The sequence below is a fragment of the Clostridium sp. UBA1652 genome (assembly GCF_002320975.1).
Classification (GTDB): Bacteria; Bacillota; Clostridia; order Clostridiales; family Clostridiaceae; genus Clostridium_T; species Clostridium_T intestinale.
Genome location: NZ_DCLI01000076.1, coordinates 33,332 through 48,904 on the forward strand (window position 1 = coordinate 33,332; position 15,573 = coordinate 48,904).

18 protein-coding genes and 1 other annotated feature (1 of these 19 running past the window's edge) are annotated in these 15,573 nt (G+C 28.6%); of the genes, 13 read left to right on the top strand and 5 right to left on the bottom strand.

What is annotated here, in order from left to right; all coding sequences use genetic code 11:
• Window positions 1–235, top strand: a binding site (T-box leader); it begins 27 nt to the left of the window's first position.
• Between the two features lie 57 nt (window positions 236–292).
• The 3 genes from metG (at window position 293) to B3N22_RS15520 (ending at window position 2,709) form a co-directional block, all read left to right on the top strand.
• Window positions 293–1,921 (top strand): methionine--tRNA ligase, encoded by a 1,629-nt coding sequence (metG, locus tag B3N22_RS15510; protein WP_286908569.1) that lies wholly within the window; start codon window positions 293–295, stop codon window positions 1,919–1,921.
• A gap of 112 nt (window positions 1,922–2,033) precedes the next feature.
• Window positions 2,034–2,351 (top strand): hypothetical protein, encoded by a 318-nt coding sequence (locus tag B3N22_RS15515; protein ID WP_286908571.1) that lies wholly within the window; start codon window positions 2,034–2,036, stop codon window positions 2,349–2,351.
• A gap of 61 nt (window positions 2,352–2,412) precedes the next feature.
• Complete coding sequence (locus tag B3N22_RS15520; RefSeq protein ID WP_286908572.1) at window positions 2,413–2,709, top strand: hypothetical protein; 297 nt, start codon at window positions 2,413–2,415, stop codon at window positions 2,707–2,709.
• A 43-nt stretch (window positions 2,710–2,752) separates the two neighbouring features.
• Here the strand turns inward: B3N22_RS15520 and B3N22_RS15525 are convergent, their stop codons facing one another.
• The 5 genes from B3N22_RS15525 to B3N22_RS15545 form a co-directional block, all read right to left on the bottom strand.
• On the bottom strand, window positions 2,753–3,847 hold the full coding sequence (locus B3N22_RS15525) for a GerAB/ArcD/ProY family transporter (RefSeq protein WP_286908574.1): 1,095 nt from the start codon (window positions 3,845–3,847) through the stop codon (window positions 2,753–2,755).
• A 2-nt stretch (window positions 3,848–3,849) separates the two neighbouring features.
• A complete protein-coding gene (locus B3N22_RS15530) occupies window positions 3,850–4,062 on the bottom strand; it encodes a hypothetical protein (RefSeq protein ID WP_286908576.1) in 213 nt (70 codons plus the stop codon).
• A complete protein-coding gene (locus tag B3N22_RS15535) occupies window positions 4,063–5,217 on the bottom strand; it encodes a Ger(x)C family spore germination protein (protein WP_286908577.1) in 1,155 nt (384 codons plus the stop codon).
• Window positions 5,198–6,694, bottom strand: a complete 1,497-nt coding sequence (locus B3N22_RS15540; RefSeq protein ID WP_286908579.1) for a spore germination protein — start codon at window positions 6,692–6,694, stop codon at window positions 5,198–5,200. Before B3N22_RS15540 ends, B3N22_RS15535 begins: the two co-directional genes overlap by 20 nt.
• Before the next feature lie 564 nt (window positions 6,695–7,258).
• Window positions 7,259–7,627, bottom strand: a complete 369-nt coding sequence (locus B3N22_RS15545) for an HsmA family protein (protein ID WP_073022435.1) — start codon at window positions 7,625–7,627, stop codon at window positions 7,259–7,261.
• Window positions 7,628–7,931: 304 nt separating this feature from the next.
• Between B3N22_RS15545 and B3N22_RS15550 the strand changes: the two genes are divergently transcribed.
• The 10 genes from B3N22_RS15550 to B3N22_RS15595 all read left to right on the top strand — a co-directional run bounded on the left by B3N22_RS15550 (window position 7,932) and on the right by B3N22_RS15595 (window position 15,572).
• Window positions 7,932–9,410: a glycosyltransferase family 39 protein gene (locus tag B3N22_RS15550; RefSeq protein WP_286908582.1), complete on the top strand. Its 1,479-nt coding sequence runs from the start codon at window positions 7,932–7,934 to the stop codon at window positions 9,408–9,410.
• Window positions 9,394–11,178, top strand: a complete 1,785-nt coding sequence (locus B3N22_RS15555; protein WP_286908584.1) for an LTA synthase family protein — start codon at window positions 9,394–9,396, stop codon at window positions 11,176–11,178. The genes B3N22_RS15550 and B3N22_RS15555 overlap by 17 nt, the downstream gene beginning before the upstream one ends.
• Window positions 11,179–11,285: 107 nt before the next feature.
• The gene (locus tag B3N22_RS15560; RefSeq protein ID WP_238902425.1) at window positions 11,286–11,903 is read left to right on the top strand and encodes an NUDIX hydrolase N-terminal domain-containing protein; all 618 of its coding nucleotides are present in this window, start codon (window positions 11,286–11,288) and stop codon (window positions 11,901–11,903) included.
• A gap of 17 nt (window positions 11,904–11,920) precedes the next feature.
• Window positions 11,921–12,439: a GNAT family N-acetyltransferase gene (locus B3N22_RS15565; RefSeq protein ID WP_286908586.1), complete on the top strand. Its 519-nt coding sequence runs from the start codon at window positions 11,921–11,923 to the stop codon at window positions 12,437–12,439.
• 11 nt (window positions 12,440–12,450) lie between these two features.
• Window positions 12,451–12,903, top strand: coding sequence for a GNAT family N-acetyltransferase (locus B3N22_RS15570; protein ID WP_286908588.1), 453 nt, complete (start codon window positions 12,451–12,453; stop codon window positions 12,901–12,903).
• Window positions 12,904–12,920: 17 nt separating this feature from the next.
• A complete protein-coding gene (locus tag B3N22_RS15575; protein ID WP_286908589.1) occupies window positions 12,921–13,841 on the top strand; it encodes an aminoglycoside phosphotransferase family protein in 921 nt (306 codons plus the stop codon).
• 306 nt (window positions 13,842–14,147) lie between these two features.
• Window positions 14,148–14,360, top strand: a complete 213-nt coding sequence (locus B3N22_RS15580; RefSeq protein ID WP_286908591.1) for a hypothetical protein — start codon at window positions 14,148–14,150, stop codon at window positions 14,358–14,360.
• A gap of 20 nt (window positions 14,361–14,380) precedes the next feature.
• Entirely contained in the window at window positions 14,381–14,524 is a 144-nt protein-coding gene (locus B3N22_RS15585) for an NUDIX hydrolase (protein WP_286908593.1), read from the top strand.
• A gap of 180 nt (window positions 14,525–14,704) precedes the next feature.
• Entirely contained in the window at window positions 14,705–15,250 is a 546-nt protein-coding gene (locus tag B3N22_RS15590) for a GNAT family N-acetyltransferase (RefSeq protein WP_286908595.1), read from the top strand.
• A 7-nt stretch (window positions 15,251–15,257) separates the two neighbouring features.
• Entirely contained in the window at window positions 15,258–15,572 is a 315-nt protein-coding gene (locus B3N22_RS15595; protein WP_286908597.1) for a DUF3795 domain-containing protein, read from the top strand.
• The last annotated feature ends 1 nt before the right edge of the window (window position 15,573 follow it).

Genomic DNA, 15,573 nt, shown 5'->3' on the forward strand with positions numbered 1-15,573 from the left:
TTAAAAATACTTTTACAGAGAGTTTCTATTTGGTGAGAAGAAGCGAAGGATATTAAAAGGAAAATGGCCTTGGAGTAGTGCACCGAGATTTCTTTTAGAATTTAAGGCTGCAACGGGTTCACCCGTTATAGTGATAGAGTATAATCAAGCTTAATTGACGTACTTGAGGAGATTTATAAGGTGACTTATAAATGAAATAGGATGGTAACACGAAGTTTTTACTCTCGTTCCTAAGAATTAATTTCTTAGGAGTGGGAGTTTTTTATTTTGTAATTTAAAGGAGGAGTTAAAGATGAAAAATATTTTTATTGGAGGAGCATGGCCATACGCTAATGGATCTTTGCATATAGGCCATATTGCGGCACTATTACCAGGAGATGTTTTAGCAAGGTACTATAGAGCGAAGGGCGATAAGGTTTTATATGTTTCAGGTAGCGATTGCCATGGAACACCTATAGCAATTAGAGCCAAAAAAGAAGGTGTAGAGGGACGTGATATAGCAGACAGATATCATGAGGAATTTAAAAATTGTTTTGATAAGCTGAAATTCTCTTATGACTATTATTCAAGAACTGATGATAAATTTCACAAAAATGAGGTTCAGAATATTATAAAGGTACTCTATAATAAGGTTTATATATATGAAAAAAAAGTGGAGCAAATATATTGTGAAAAGTGTAATCAATTTTTGCCTGATAGATATGTGGAAGGAATATGCCCTAAATGTGGAAGTAAAGCAAGAGGAGATCAGTGTGATAGTTGTGGAAGTTTATTAGAGCCTATTGAATTATTAAATAGAAAATGTAAGTTATGCTCTAATGAACCTATAATTAAAAATACAAAACAGCTATATTTTGCTTTGTCAAAGTTTCAAGATGATATTAAAGCTAATCTAGAAAATGCAAAAGAAAACTGGAGATTAAACGCAATAAATAACACATTGAGATATCTAAATGAAGGATTAAAAGATAAAGCAATTTCAAGAGATTTATCATTGGGAATAGATATTCCTATAGAAGGCTATGAAGATAAAAAAGTTTATGTATGGATTGATGCAGTGCTGGGGTATTTTACGGCAAGTAAAAAATGGGGAGAAGAAGGTGGGGAAGACTGGGATAAATTCTGGAATGATGAAGCACTTGCCTACTATATCCATGGGAAAGACAATATTCCTTTTCATTCTATTATATTACCTGCATTAATAAAAGGTATAGGTTATGAGAAACTTCCAGATAGGATAATTTCTAGTGAATACATGACATTAGAAGGTAAAAAGATTTCTACAAGTAATAATTGGGCGGTATGGGCACCTGATATAATTGATAGATATAAGTCAGATACTTTAAGATATTTTTTCTTTATAAATTCACCTGAAAAAAGAGATTCTGATTTTTCTTGGAGAGAATTTGTAAACAGTAATAATAGTGAACTTTTAGGAGCTTATGGAAATCTAGTAAATAGAACCTTAGTATTTGTTAAAAAGTATTTAGAGAATAAAATACCTAATGGAAAACTAAATGACTCCATAGAAACTAAAATAAAAAATCTATACAAAAATATAGGTGATAGTATAGAAAAAGGAGAAATAAAAGTTGCTATAGGGAGAATTTTTGACTTTATAAGAAGTATTAATAAGTACTTTGATGAGGAAACCCCTTGGATAACTATAGATGAAGATAAAGAAAAGTGTGAAGAAAGTATATATAATTGTTTGTTTTCAATAATAAATATAGCTAATTTACTTCATCCATTTTTACCAGAGTCTTCTGAGAAGATAAAGAGTTGGTTTTCAACAGAAGAGCTTCAATCATCTTGGAATATATTAAATATTGAAGGTGGAAAAGAAATTGGTGAGTTTGAAATTTTATTTCCGAGAATAGACAAAAAAGTAATTGAAGAAGAGAAACTTTGTTTATTATAAACCTTAAATGTTAAGAAAATTAATAATACCTATAAAAGCCCCGTAATTGTTATTTAAAGAATAAAGACATATATGCTATAATATATAAAATAATAAAATTGGGGGGCTTTTTATGAACTATCAAATTGCAGGAATAATATTTGTATTAGTAGCTTTTTTAGGCGGGATTTTTGTTTTTAAGAATAGGAAGAACATGCCTAAAGCTATAAATGGACTTAGAAGAGAAAAATATGAGATTATAGATGAAGGAAAGCTTAATAATGTTATGATTTGGCAAAGTATTTCAGCCAGCTTATGCAGTCTTCTTATTGGGGTAGCTTGCATCTTTATATCAAATAGAATAGTTATTATGATGGCTACTTGGATTTTGATAGGAAGTATTTTATTTTTTAATTATAGAGCAAGAAAACATATTAAAATAATAAAATAGGAATATAGAAATATATTATGTAATATGTATATAAAGAAAAAAGTAAAAGGAGATGGTTTTAGTGAAAAGGGCAATAAGATATTTACTTATGACGTTTATGATTTTTTGCTTATCCTTTTTAATATTAAAACCAACTAATGAGGAATCTAAAATAAAATCAAGAATAACTTATAAGTCTTACGAAACTCAAGATGAAGGAAAAGATAATAATATTTTAGAAGTTATAGATAATACAGACGGAAGAGTAAAGGACATGCCAGTACCAAGGCCAAACCAATCATTAGGGGCTCAGACCTTGCCTATACCAAATCCAAATGAAGAAATAGTAATAAGTGAGCTGAAATTTACAGATAATTAAAAGTAATCTCTATAACCTAATTTGTTATAGAGATTACTTGCTACTAAGTTGTTTTTAATATGCCTTTTTTACGTTTTATTTCAATAAAGATGATTGTAATAATAGGTATAATTATTTGAAAAGGAATTACGTAAAATTTATATACTACAGTAACCCAATTAAGCATTTCCATTGTACTATCAAAAATAAAATATGCAAAATAGCTCATTAATAAACTGATTGGAATAACTATGGATTTATAGCTTTTAGTATTAAAAAGTTTACTTATCCCTTTACAGGTAGCTATTAAGCATACGCTTATTTTAACAAATATTGAAGCAACTAAAACAATAGATACTGTTACTTCCATTCGCTCAAAAAAGTCCCCTATATGAATTCTTCCTACAGCAATATAAGAAGGGAAATATAGTGAGGATAATACGTTATTACCTATGAGAACTATATTTCTTATCTGGACTATAGAAATTATAACACCACCTATTAATAAAGCTGAGAATAGTATTTTGTAAGGGGAATTTTTTTTCTTTAAAGAACTAAAAACTCCTAAAAAAACTATAGATTCTGCAAATGGAAAGGTGAAAGCTGAAAAAGCACCTTTAAGTACAGGCAGTAATCCATTACCTAAGATTGGTTTAATATAATTAAAATGTGATTGTGGGATGGATAAAACTTGAATGATTAACAATACAATTACACATATGATTAAAAGAACTTTAGAACTTCTGCCAAGGACTTCGATACCGTATTTGGCACTTAATATACATAATACATTTATGAACAAGATAGAAACTATAGATGGAGTTTCTGGAAAGGCAAGAGTATTCATAAAGTCTCCAAAGTTACGTAAAACTAAAGTTCCCAAATGAAAGAAGTACCAAGTGTATATTATACAAAAAAAGTTTCCTAGCCATTTACCAAACACTATAGTTAATATATCAAAAAAATCTTTTCCTGGGAAAAGAGATAAAATTCTAGCATAAATAAATATTACAGGAATAGAGAGTACAATAGCAATTAATATAGAAATCCAACTGTCATTTTTCGCCTCGCTAGCAGTTCCTAATATTGCAATACTCCCCAAGAAAAATAAGGTTACTATACTAAACCCTTGGCTATCAGAAATTGTTTCTTTATTCATTATTAAATCCTTTCAACAATTAATTTAACTAGTTGTTCTAATGGTCTAGATGGACTAGGAATTTTTATTCTTAGGGTTATTAAAACCGATATAATTAAGGAGAAGGTTAATATAACTGTGCTAAGATAAAAGTCTTTTTTAAGTCCTTGCTTATAAAGAGGAAGTTGATCATTTAAAAATATCAGTATATAAGCTGAAAAAATTACTATTAACACTTAATCACCTACTTTTATTGGTTTAGATGTAACTGCACTATTTTTTATATTAACTTTTGAATTAACTGATATAGTCAACGTTTTAAATGTTTTATCCCAATCATCTTTTACATCATTCCAAGTAGCTGGATTATTTTCATATAGTTTTGCACCAAAACCTAAAATATCAGCACCATATTCAGATTGAATTCTTTTTATTGAAGAATAGATAGACTTTTGAAGCATATCAGATAATTCATTCTCCAATTCACTTTTACCCTCTTCAGTATAAAATTCATAATCGGATTGTATTTCATCCAAACTTACAATTGTATCGGTATATATATTAAACTGTAAATTTCCATTCTCAATACTTGGCTTTATTGTAGTTTTATTTTTGAATATCTCAAAAGTAATAGGGGATTCACTTTCTTTATCTAAAACCAGTAGTCCTCCCTTAACCTTATCTTTAGCAAACAATATGCTTTTTGTAGAATTCTCATCAATACAACCTATAAGTTTATCTTTAGAAAAAATTGCAGAACCATCTACTTGAAGAATATTATCATCATTGTTTTTATTTATTTTTACTGTTGGAAGCCATGTGCTTAAGCCATCTTGTGCAAATGTATCAAGTATACCCCATAAGTCTACTACAGGAACATTGGATAAGGTTTTTTCGTTTTTTAGAAGTTTTGATAATTCAAAAGATGTATAATTTTCTGTTACTGGCTTTGATTTTAAAATTTCCTTAGCTGTATTTTCTTTTGAGACTAATATATAAGCATCTGTTCTAGTTTCAGCATCTCTACTATACCAATCAAGTATTCCAGAAATTCCATCTCGTGCGATATCTTCACTAATAATTATGCTTTTTGAGTGACTCCAATATAATTTTTTTCCAATAAGAGAGATCATGTTTCTACTAATTTCGAACATAGTATTACCAGAAAGGGTTATATATTTGGAGTGCATATTTATGTCCTTCCCTTGTTGTATATCAATTAATTCAACTGTAACTTCGTATTTTCCATCAGCACCACCTTTATCAATGGCAACGCCAGAAACTATGGACATATCGTTTATTTCTCTATAATTCCGGCAGCTGCTTAAGTTAGTAGAAATAAAAATAAAGAGCAACAAAATATAGATTTTTTTATTTATTTTCATCGCCATAACCTGTTTTCCTTTTATTTTTCATACTTAATTTTGAACCAATAATATATTGTTTTACGCCCATATACCACCAAGGAGCTCTAACAACTGAATCTCTTATGTTTTGAAATTTTATTGAACCAACCCTAGTCATATAAGGAACTCCAAAAGAGTATATGCTCATTAAGTATATAAGCGTAGATATAAGTCCGATTATATATCCATACATGCCAAATAATGATGATAATATTAAATAAAAGAATCTTAAAAATATAGTAGCTCCTTTTACTCGGATATTTAGAAGTCCACATATACCGGTTAATCCTACAACTATAACCATAGGAGCACTAACTATTCTAGCTTCTACGGCTGCTTGACCAAGAACAAGACCACCAACTATGCTTACTGCCTGACCCATGTTATTAGGTATTCTTTCACCAGCTTCTCTAAGAATTTCAAAAACTATCAGCATAATAAAAGACTCAACAACAGTTGGAAAAGGCACTCCTAATCTTGCAGCAGAAATACTTATTAATAAAGGTGTAGGTATCATTTCTTGATTATAAGTTACAAAAGATAAATAGATTGCTGGAATACTTATGGATAGAATAAAACCTAAAACTCTTAACAATCTATTGAAAGACATAAATACAAAGTTGTTATAATAATCTTCATCAACTTGAAAATATTCAATAAATAAAAAAGGTAATGTTAAAACAAAAGGACTACCATCTACAAAAACAGCAATTCTTCCCTCAAGTAACTTTCCTGCTACTGCATCAGGTCTTTCAGTGCTGTTTATAGTTTCAAAGGGCGATAATGGTAGGTCATCTATAATTTCTTGAATATATTGAGAATCTAACACACTGTTAATTGATATAGAATCAAGTCGTTTTATAAGTTCATTTAAAATTTTATTTGAGGCTATTCCTTCTATGTGACATATGCAAACCCTAGTATTGGTTTCTTCACCAATTTCCCTAAATTGAAACTTTAAATTTGGATTCTTAATCTTTCTTCTTATTAAAGATATATTAGTAAGAAGGCACTCAGTGAATCCCTCCCTTGGACCTCTTAAAACTTTTTCAGAAGTTGGCTCTGTTACTGATCTTGTTTGAAAATTTTTAGAACCTATGATTAAAGCATATTTAGAATTATTTAATAGAAATACAGTATCGCCTTCTAAAATGGAATCAACTATAGAATCAAGACTATTACATTCTTCTAATTCATTTGAAGTAACAATTTGATTTTTAAATATTTTAAATATATCAGAACCACTGTAATTTGAGAAATCTGATTTTAAAAAAGGGCTTATTACATTTTCACTTACAAATTTGTTGTCCACCATTCCATCTATATGAATGATACAGCCCTCTATAAATCCTAAAGATTCATTTTGAAATATTCTTATTTTTAGAGTACTGTCATTTTTAAATAGGTCTTTAATAACTTGTAAATTAGTATGAAGATTTTTAGATAAAGATTTATTTTGCATTAATTTATCATATCCTTACATTGATTATTATTTGAATTATGGACAAATATAGGAAAAATATTCTTATGACTTATATATTTAGTAAAATTAAGAAGTTAGTAATTATTATTAATTCAAATATATGGTATAGTTTTATAAAAGAGTAAGAAGGATGGCTGGAGCTGATTTGAAATGTTAGATTTTATATTTGAGTTTCTCTTTGAAATTGTATTTGAAGGTGTAGCATACTTTATATCAAAACTATTTAAATATAGAATAGTGAAAATAATATTACTTTCCACGGCAATAGTTTTGTTAAGTGTAGCAATTATTTATCTAATAAATAAATTCATTCTATAAAATGGAATAGGTTAATTGCAACCTAGAGTTGACAGGATGTAAAGTGAAATGTATAGAGATAAAAACTGTAATGGGGTAGTTTTTAGTTGAGGTGATAATATGAGTTTTGCAGAAAAATTACAAAGTTTAAGAAAAAGTAGTAGTTGAGAAATTTGAGAAGTGGTAGAGAAATAGTGGAGTATTTTGAGAAGTAGTGAAGAACTTTTAAGCTTCTTCACTACTTCTCTATTTTGACATTCCAATAATCATTCCTGATATAAAAGGTATTAACCAAATTATCCAAACAATTATACTGAATTTATGAAAATTAACTTTAGCTTTAACATCATTTTTTACTAATACAAATGTAGCCCAAAGAGCATGGAATAACATTAAAACAATTGCAATTAATCCTGTGATTCCATGAAAATTAAGTTGAAATCCATCTCCAGCTATTTTACTCATGAGAGTTGTACCAAGAGTATCAAAACATAGACCTATCCAAAAAACAACTAAGTGCCATTTCTTTAGCTCACCTTGGATTTTTTCGCTCCAAACTCCAATAGTATAAAAAATAAGAGCTGAAGTAATAGAAATTATAGCGTAAAGTAACATGATAATCCTCCTTACATAATAAATATTTATGCAATTATTAGAAGTGCACAAGTGAATTGTATACTGTTAAATTTACAAAAGCAATATAGAAAATAGAAAGTTAATATAATATAAACAAATAAATTCTATGTTATTGAATATCGCAAAAATACATAAATAAAAAAGGATTTTATGTAAAAATTATGATTAAATACCGTTAATATGTACAAATATTGAAATTTATGTTAACATAGGCTTTGGAAGTGATATTATAAATGAGTTAATGTATGACAAAAATGGATAATATGCAACATAGGAGGTAGTTATGTTTAACAAATATTTTAACAAGTTTTTAAACTACGGAATTGCAGTAGTTTTATTTTTTGCATTATTAATGTCAACAGGTTTGGTGAGACATTATTATAAAATGAGTAAATCTTCGGGCGCAGTAATAATAATTGTGTATATTGTATGCTTAATAATGTATATGAGGTACAAGAGTAAATTTAATTTATTAATAGACTTAAATAATAAAAAGAGTATAGTTTATGTTTTATTGGGAGCTTTTATTTTACGTTTATTATGGATAATATTTATTCCAACTGAACCAACATCAGATTTTGGTTTAATGTATAGCTATGCCGAGGAAGTAGCAAATGGAAGTTATTATGGGTTTAAAGATTATGCTTATTTCGCAAGATTTGCCCATGATACTATAACAGTTTTATATTTTTCGATATTTTACCATATCACAGAAAATCCATTAATTATAATAAAGTTTTTAAATGTAATATGGGGAACGCTGTCCGTTTACTTCTTGTATTTAACAATTAAAGAAGTTAGTGAAAGAAAAAATGCGATAATTGGAGCTATGATATTGGGTTCATTCCCTGCTTTTATTATGTACACTTCTGAAACTATGTCAGAAAATATTGCCATGCCATTTTATCTATTAGGTATCTACATGTTTTTAAGAGGATTAAGAGAAAAAAATGGGATTAAGTATTATTTAATGTGTGGACTAGCTCTATCCGTAGCAAATATGTTTAGAATGGTAGGAGCTGTATTCCTATTAGCCTTTTTAGTATACACGTTAGTATATAAAGGCATCAAAAAATCTATCAAATCATTTCCAGTAATATTTTTAAGTTATTGGATTTTGATATTTATAATTAGCCAAAGCCTTCTGTTTTTTGAAATTACAGAAACTCATTTATGGAACTCAAAAGAACCTTCAATTACATCAATTCTAAAAGGAACCAATGTTGAGTTTCACGGCAGGTGGAATGAGGAAGATGCTAAAGTTCCAGAAGAGCAGAATTACGATGCTGAAAAAATAAAGGAAGTTTCAAAATCAATAATAGTTAACAGGTTTAAAAATACGCCTATACATAAAACTATTGGACACTATATGGTTAAATTAGCTAGTCAATGGGGATCTGGAGATTTTGGTGCATCAGGATGGTCTATTGTAGATGCAAGTGATACTCGTATAAGTATTTTTATGAAGGATTCTATACCAGAGATCAATATTTTTATAAACTTAATTTATATGACAATGTTAATTGGAGTTTTAAAATCTCTTATAATGTATAATTATATTACTAGTAAAAAGATAAATTTCTTTTTTATTTTATTTGGGGGATTTGTATTATTATATTTAATATCTGAAACTCAAGAAAGATATGGATTTATAATCTCTTGGGTAGTAGTATTATTTTCAGCAAGTTTTAAGGATACTAGAAGTATAACTCAAGATGAAAGTTTAATAATTAGAGGTAAAGAAGATGAAAAAGCTAGCTAAATTTATAAATAAGCATTTTGGTGTTAAAATGTTTGTAAATATGATGATGAAAACTATTCTATTTTTGATCTTAATAGTAGCATTTAACATATATAGTATTCAAGGGATAATATTAATACCTTTTTTCTCTTCATTTATAATATTAATACTTTCATTAGGTTATTTTTTTAAAAATAGAGTTATATATGTTTTAGTAAGCAATATGGTATATAGTGCTCTACTTACATTAGACCTTTGGTATTATAGAGGCAATAATGATTTTATGGGGTTGCAAGGATTTTTCTATAGTGGGTTATTTAATTCTTTTAATTCAAGTTTAATTAATCCAAGCCCTATAGATATATTGTTTTGGATTGATATTTTAATAATTATTATTTCACTATATAAGAAAAAGACAAAGGTTTATGAACCTAGAGAGATAAAAAAAGGGATTATAGTGTTAATTAGTTCATTAATAGTTATATATTCCTATCATATTTTAATAGATATAAAAGATGTTACAAAGGGTGAACAAAAGTTATTTAAAGTGGATTGGGCTCCAAGAATGATGATGGGAAACTTAGGTCCAATAGCATACCATATATATGAGATAGATAATACTATAGAAAAAATAAAAAACAAAACTAGTGAAAGTGATATAAAAGATATAGAGGTCTGGTTAAGAGATAATAAAGAGGATATAGTAGATAATGAATATAAAAGTAAATTTAAAGGTAAAAACATTATATTTCTTCAAATAGAGTCTCTAGAAAACTTTGTACTTAATCAAAAAGTGTATGATCAAGAAATTACACCAAACTTAAACAAACTTATTAATAAGTCTTACTATTTTAACAATATATTTGAACAAAATAATGGAGGAAATAGTATAGACTGCGATATGATGGTGAATACCTCTGTGTTTCCTTTAGGAGAGAGCATAACTTTTTTAACTAATCCAGAAGTAGAATATAATTCTCTTCCAGTGGTACTTAAGAAAAATGGATATTATACTGTATCAACACATGCAGAAAAAGGGCAAGATTGGAATTGGGGTAAAGCTCATAATATGGGGCTAAAATTTAATGAAAAGTGGGATATAAGTAAATATAATGTTGATGAATATGCAGGGTTTGGGTTATCAGATAGAAGTTTTTTAACCCAATTTCATGAAAAACTAACTAAATTACCTCAGCCATTTTATGCAGTATTGCCTACATTATCAAGTCATGGACCTTTCGATATAGCTGAAAAATATAGAGAACTTGAATTACCAGAAGAAATTGATAAAAACTATTTAGGTGGTTATTTTCAAAGTGTTCATTATACTGATAAACAAATAGCCATGTTTATAGATCTTTTAGAGAAGTCTGGTCTTATGAAGAATTCAGTACTTGTAATATATGGGGACCATTCTGGAGTACATAAATATTACAATAAAGATATACAAGATATGCCTTTAGAGGGAGATTGGTGGCAGGAATATGATAAAAGAATACCATTAATTATTTATTCTGAAGGAATAGAAGGAAAGAGATTTGATAGTTATGGCGGACAAACTGACATAATGCCTACAATTAGTTACTTATTAGGTATAGATGATAAATATTATAGAGATAGTGTTATGGGAAGAATACTTGTAAATACTTCTCGAAATGCAACTATAATAAAGGGCAATGAAATAAAAGGAGAAGTAAAAGATGATGAAGAATATAATCATCTAATGGAATCCTATAATATAGGGAAGAAAATTATAACTAATAATTATTTTAGAAATAAAATTAATTAATATATAAAAGAGAAGCCGTTTGTGTTTCTCTTTTTTGTTAAAAAATATAAGGACAAATATGGTACAATAGTAGTATTAAGGGATAAACGGAATTGAGGAGGATACCTATGGAACCAAGATGGCTTGATTGGGCTAAAAGACTTCAGTCTATAGCTCAAGCTGGATTAGAATATTCGAAGGATAAGTATGATGTAGAGAGATTTTATCAAATAAGGGATATATCAGTTGAGATCTTAGAGGAATACACAGAAACAAGCAGTGAGAAGATTAAGGAATTGTTTTGTAATGAAACTGGATATCAAACGCCTAAAGTTGATATAAGAGCAGCTATTTTTGTAGGGAATGAGATTTTGTTAGTTAAGGAGAGTATTGATGGACGTTGGTCTATGCCTGGAGGATGGGCTGAATCAAATTTATCAGTTAAAGAAAATGCTGTTAAAGAAGTCAAAGAAGAGGCAGGTTTAAACGTAATTGCAGAAAGATTAATTGCGGTATTAGATAGAAGCAAACATATAGATGAAGTTAGTCCTTATGGAATCTATAAGATATTTGTACTTTGCAAATTAGTAGGGGGAGAATTTGTCCCTAACATAGAAACAGAGGAAAGTGGGCTTTTTAAAGTAGATGACTTACCAGAGTTGTCTACTGGAAGAAATACAAAAGAGCAGATTGAGATGTGTTATAAGGCATATATTGATCCTAACTCTTTTACAATATTTGATTAGTAATTAGAGGTGGCAACATGAATATTAAATTAAGATTACTTGAAGAATCTCATACAGATGAGCTTTATAAATTTGAAGTTGAGAACAGAGATTTTTTTGAAAAGATTTTGCCATCAAGAGGAAGTGAGTATTATGATATAAACAATTTTAGAAAGATACAAAAGGAGCTAGTTGAGGAGCAAAAAGATGAGTTAGTGTACATGTATTTGATATTTGATGAGTTTGAGAATCTTATTGGGAGAATAAATCTTGTATCTGTAGTAAGAGGAGATATCAATAAAGCTGAACTCGGGTATAGGATAGCTGAGAAATATCAAGGAAAAGGGTATGGTAAAAAAGCAGTAGAACTTATTTTGGAATATGCGTATAAAGTACACAATCTACATATGATAGAAGCTGGAACAGCTGTAGACAATGTAGGTTCTCAAATAGTATTAATAAAAAATGGGTTTGAGTTTTTAGATAGAGTGAAAAATGTAGTAGAAATAAATGGACAGTGGAAAGATGGGATAAATTTTGTAAAGAAACTTAGATAGGTGCGTAAGATATGATTAACTATAGGTTAGCAGAGAAAAGCGATATAGATAGTTTAGTAAGGCTTAGAGCTGAGTTTATAGGTCTTGACAAATCACATGAAGCTTTTGAAAAAGTATATGAAAATATTAAAGGGTACTTTGAAAGTAAGATATTAACTAAAGAATGTGTTACTATTTTAGCAGAAGATGAAAATAGTATTGTTGGAACTGGAATAGTGTTCTTTTATGAATCTGTACCTTCTCTTTCAAATATATCAGGGAAAAATGCATATATAACAAGTATGTATGTAAAAGAAGAATATAGGAGAATGAAGATAGGTAGCACAATACTTGAGAAGTTAATTGAGATATCAAAAACTAATCATGCACAATTTATAATGTTAAATGCAACTGAAATTGGAAGGAAATTATACAATCAGTACGGGTTTAAAGATATAGAAAATGGAATGATATTAAAAGTTTAGTTTAACTAGGAGAAGTGATGGAAGATTTAAGAGCTATAAAAGATATTCCTATGTACAAGGATTGGATAAAAGTAGAACCTGTTTTAAAAGGTTTTTCAGAAGATAAAAAGTTTTTTATAGAGGATAAAAATGGAGAGAAGTTTTTACTTAAGCTGTTTGAGTATTCAAGTTATGAGAATAAACTTAAAGAGTTTAATTTCATGAAGTTGGTTGAAACTACTGGGATAAATATGCAAAGACCAATAGAATTTGGAGTTTGTAATGAAAGTAAAAATTCATATATGCTTCTTAGCTGGGTTTCAGGAAGTGATTGTGTAGATGTAATTAATAGCTTTAGTGAGAAATCTCAGTATGAGCTTGGAGTAAAAGCAGGGGAAATCTTAAGTAAGATTCATTCTATTCCTTTTAATGAAGATGTAGAAGATTGGGCTTTACGGTATGGGCTTAAAATAAGAAAAAAGATAGAAGGTTATAAGAATTGCTCAATAAAGATACCTGAGGATTTTAAATACATAAAGATTCTTGAAGAAAGTATATGCTATTTAAAAAATAGACCACAAACCTTTCATCATGGAGATTTTCATTTAGGTAATCTAGTGATATCAGAAGAAGGAGAACTTGGAGTTATTGATTTTAACAGAAGTGACTATGGTGATCCTTGGGAGGAATTTAATAGGAGCATATTTACTTGGCAAGTTAGTATTCCTTTTATGATAGGTCAGATACATGGCTATTTTAATAATGATGTTCCAGATGAATTTTTTAGATTGCTTCTTGTTTATATGGTTACAAATGCAATAGGGTCGATATATTGGGCTATTCCTTTTGGAGAAGAAGAAGTTAATTACATGATAAAAAATGCAGAAGAACTTTATGATGTTTATGATGGATTTAAAAGCTTTAAGCCTAATTGGTATAAAGAAAAAGTAGGATATTAATATATGTAGAAGCTGTTGTTAAGCAAACAATGGCTTTTTTATTTGTTAAATTGTTATAAAATGGTATATATGATATACTTTTTATATTAATATATGGGGGATATGAGAATGAATAGTGATTATTATGAAAAGAAAACCTATAAGTAGTTTATTATAATTTTTATAATAATGATGGGCTCTATTTTATTACCAATTTTCACAAATAATTATTTTAAATTAAGTTCATCAGTATCTATAAAGCTAATGTTTCTCATCATGAATTTTTGCTTAATTATTATTAGTTATATAATATACAAAAAGGAAAGAGTGTATTGGATAACGAGTTATGATTATGAGACTGCTTGTAATATGACTTCAGAAGAACGAAAAAGTATTGGGAAAAAGTTATTTAGAAGCTTTAGAATATGTTTCGGAATAAGCACTATGTATATTTTTATAAGCTTGATTATAGGAAATTCAGTTTTAGTTGACTCTATAGTGTTTATTGTATCAGTAGTGGCTGCATGTATTAAAGCATAACATATAAGGGAGAGCGTAATATGATGGAAGTAAAATTTTATGAACTTAATTCTATAAAAGATGAAGATATTATGTTTACGGCAAGAAGAGAACTATTTGAAGAAACTGGTGCAAAAAAATACTCTATAGTTCCAGTATGTATATACTCTGTAAAAAAAAGATGATGGTGAAACTTTTGGACAACTATTATATGCAGAAGTTGAAACAATAGGTAAGTTACCTGACTATGAGATTTCACAAGTTAAATTTTTTGAAACAATGCCGAAGGAGTTAACTTATCCAGTGATTCAGCCTAAGCTATTTAATTATATTAAGAATTTAAAACTTAACATGGAGGGAGTAAATTGAAATCTTTAGAAACCGATAGATTGATATTGAGACAGTGGAAAGAAAGTGATAGTAAAGATTTATATGAGTATGCCAAAAGTCCATTAGTTGGACCTAATGCTGGATGGGAACCACATAAAAGTGAAGAAGAAAGTAAAGAGATAATTAAAATATTTATTGAAAGTGGAGAAAACTATGCTATTGTTTTAAAAGAAGAAAATAAGGTTATAGGTGGAATTGGACTTCATGATAGAAAGCCAGATGAAACTTCGGTGCACTTAAATCAAAGAGAAGTAGGATATGTTCTTAATCCCAAGTACTGGGGAAGAGGAATTGTTCCAGAAGCTGTTAAGTGCCTTATTGAGTATGGATTTAATGAACTAGAGTTAGACTTAATATGGTGTGGACACTTTGACTATAATACTAACTCAAGACGAGTTAATGAAAAGTGTGGATTTAAGTATAGATTTAAAGTAGATGAAATTATGGAGGCACTTAATAAACAAGTTATTATTTGGTATTATTGCATTTTTAAATCAGACTATGAGTTAGGGAAAAGGTGATTGTAATATGGATAAAAACTTAGTAGGAAGATGTGGTACATACTGTGGAGTATGTGATTGGAAAGAGAAAACTAATTGTCCAGGTTGTCAAAGATGTAATGGAAAACCATTTTGGGGTAATTGCTTAGTTGCAGAATGTTCAATTGATAAGAACTACAATCATTGTGGGGAATGTTCTAAAGTACCATGTGATAAATTAGTTGGAGCCTATAATAGTAAAGATCATGGTGATAATGGGGAGAGATTAATAAATCTAAAAAATTGGACAAAAGGGAATACTACTTATCTAAAAGTAAGGACATTAAATACAGAAGAAAGTTAGG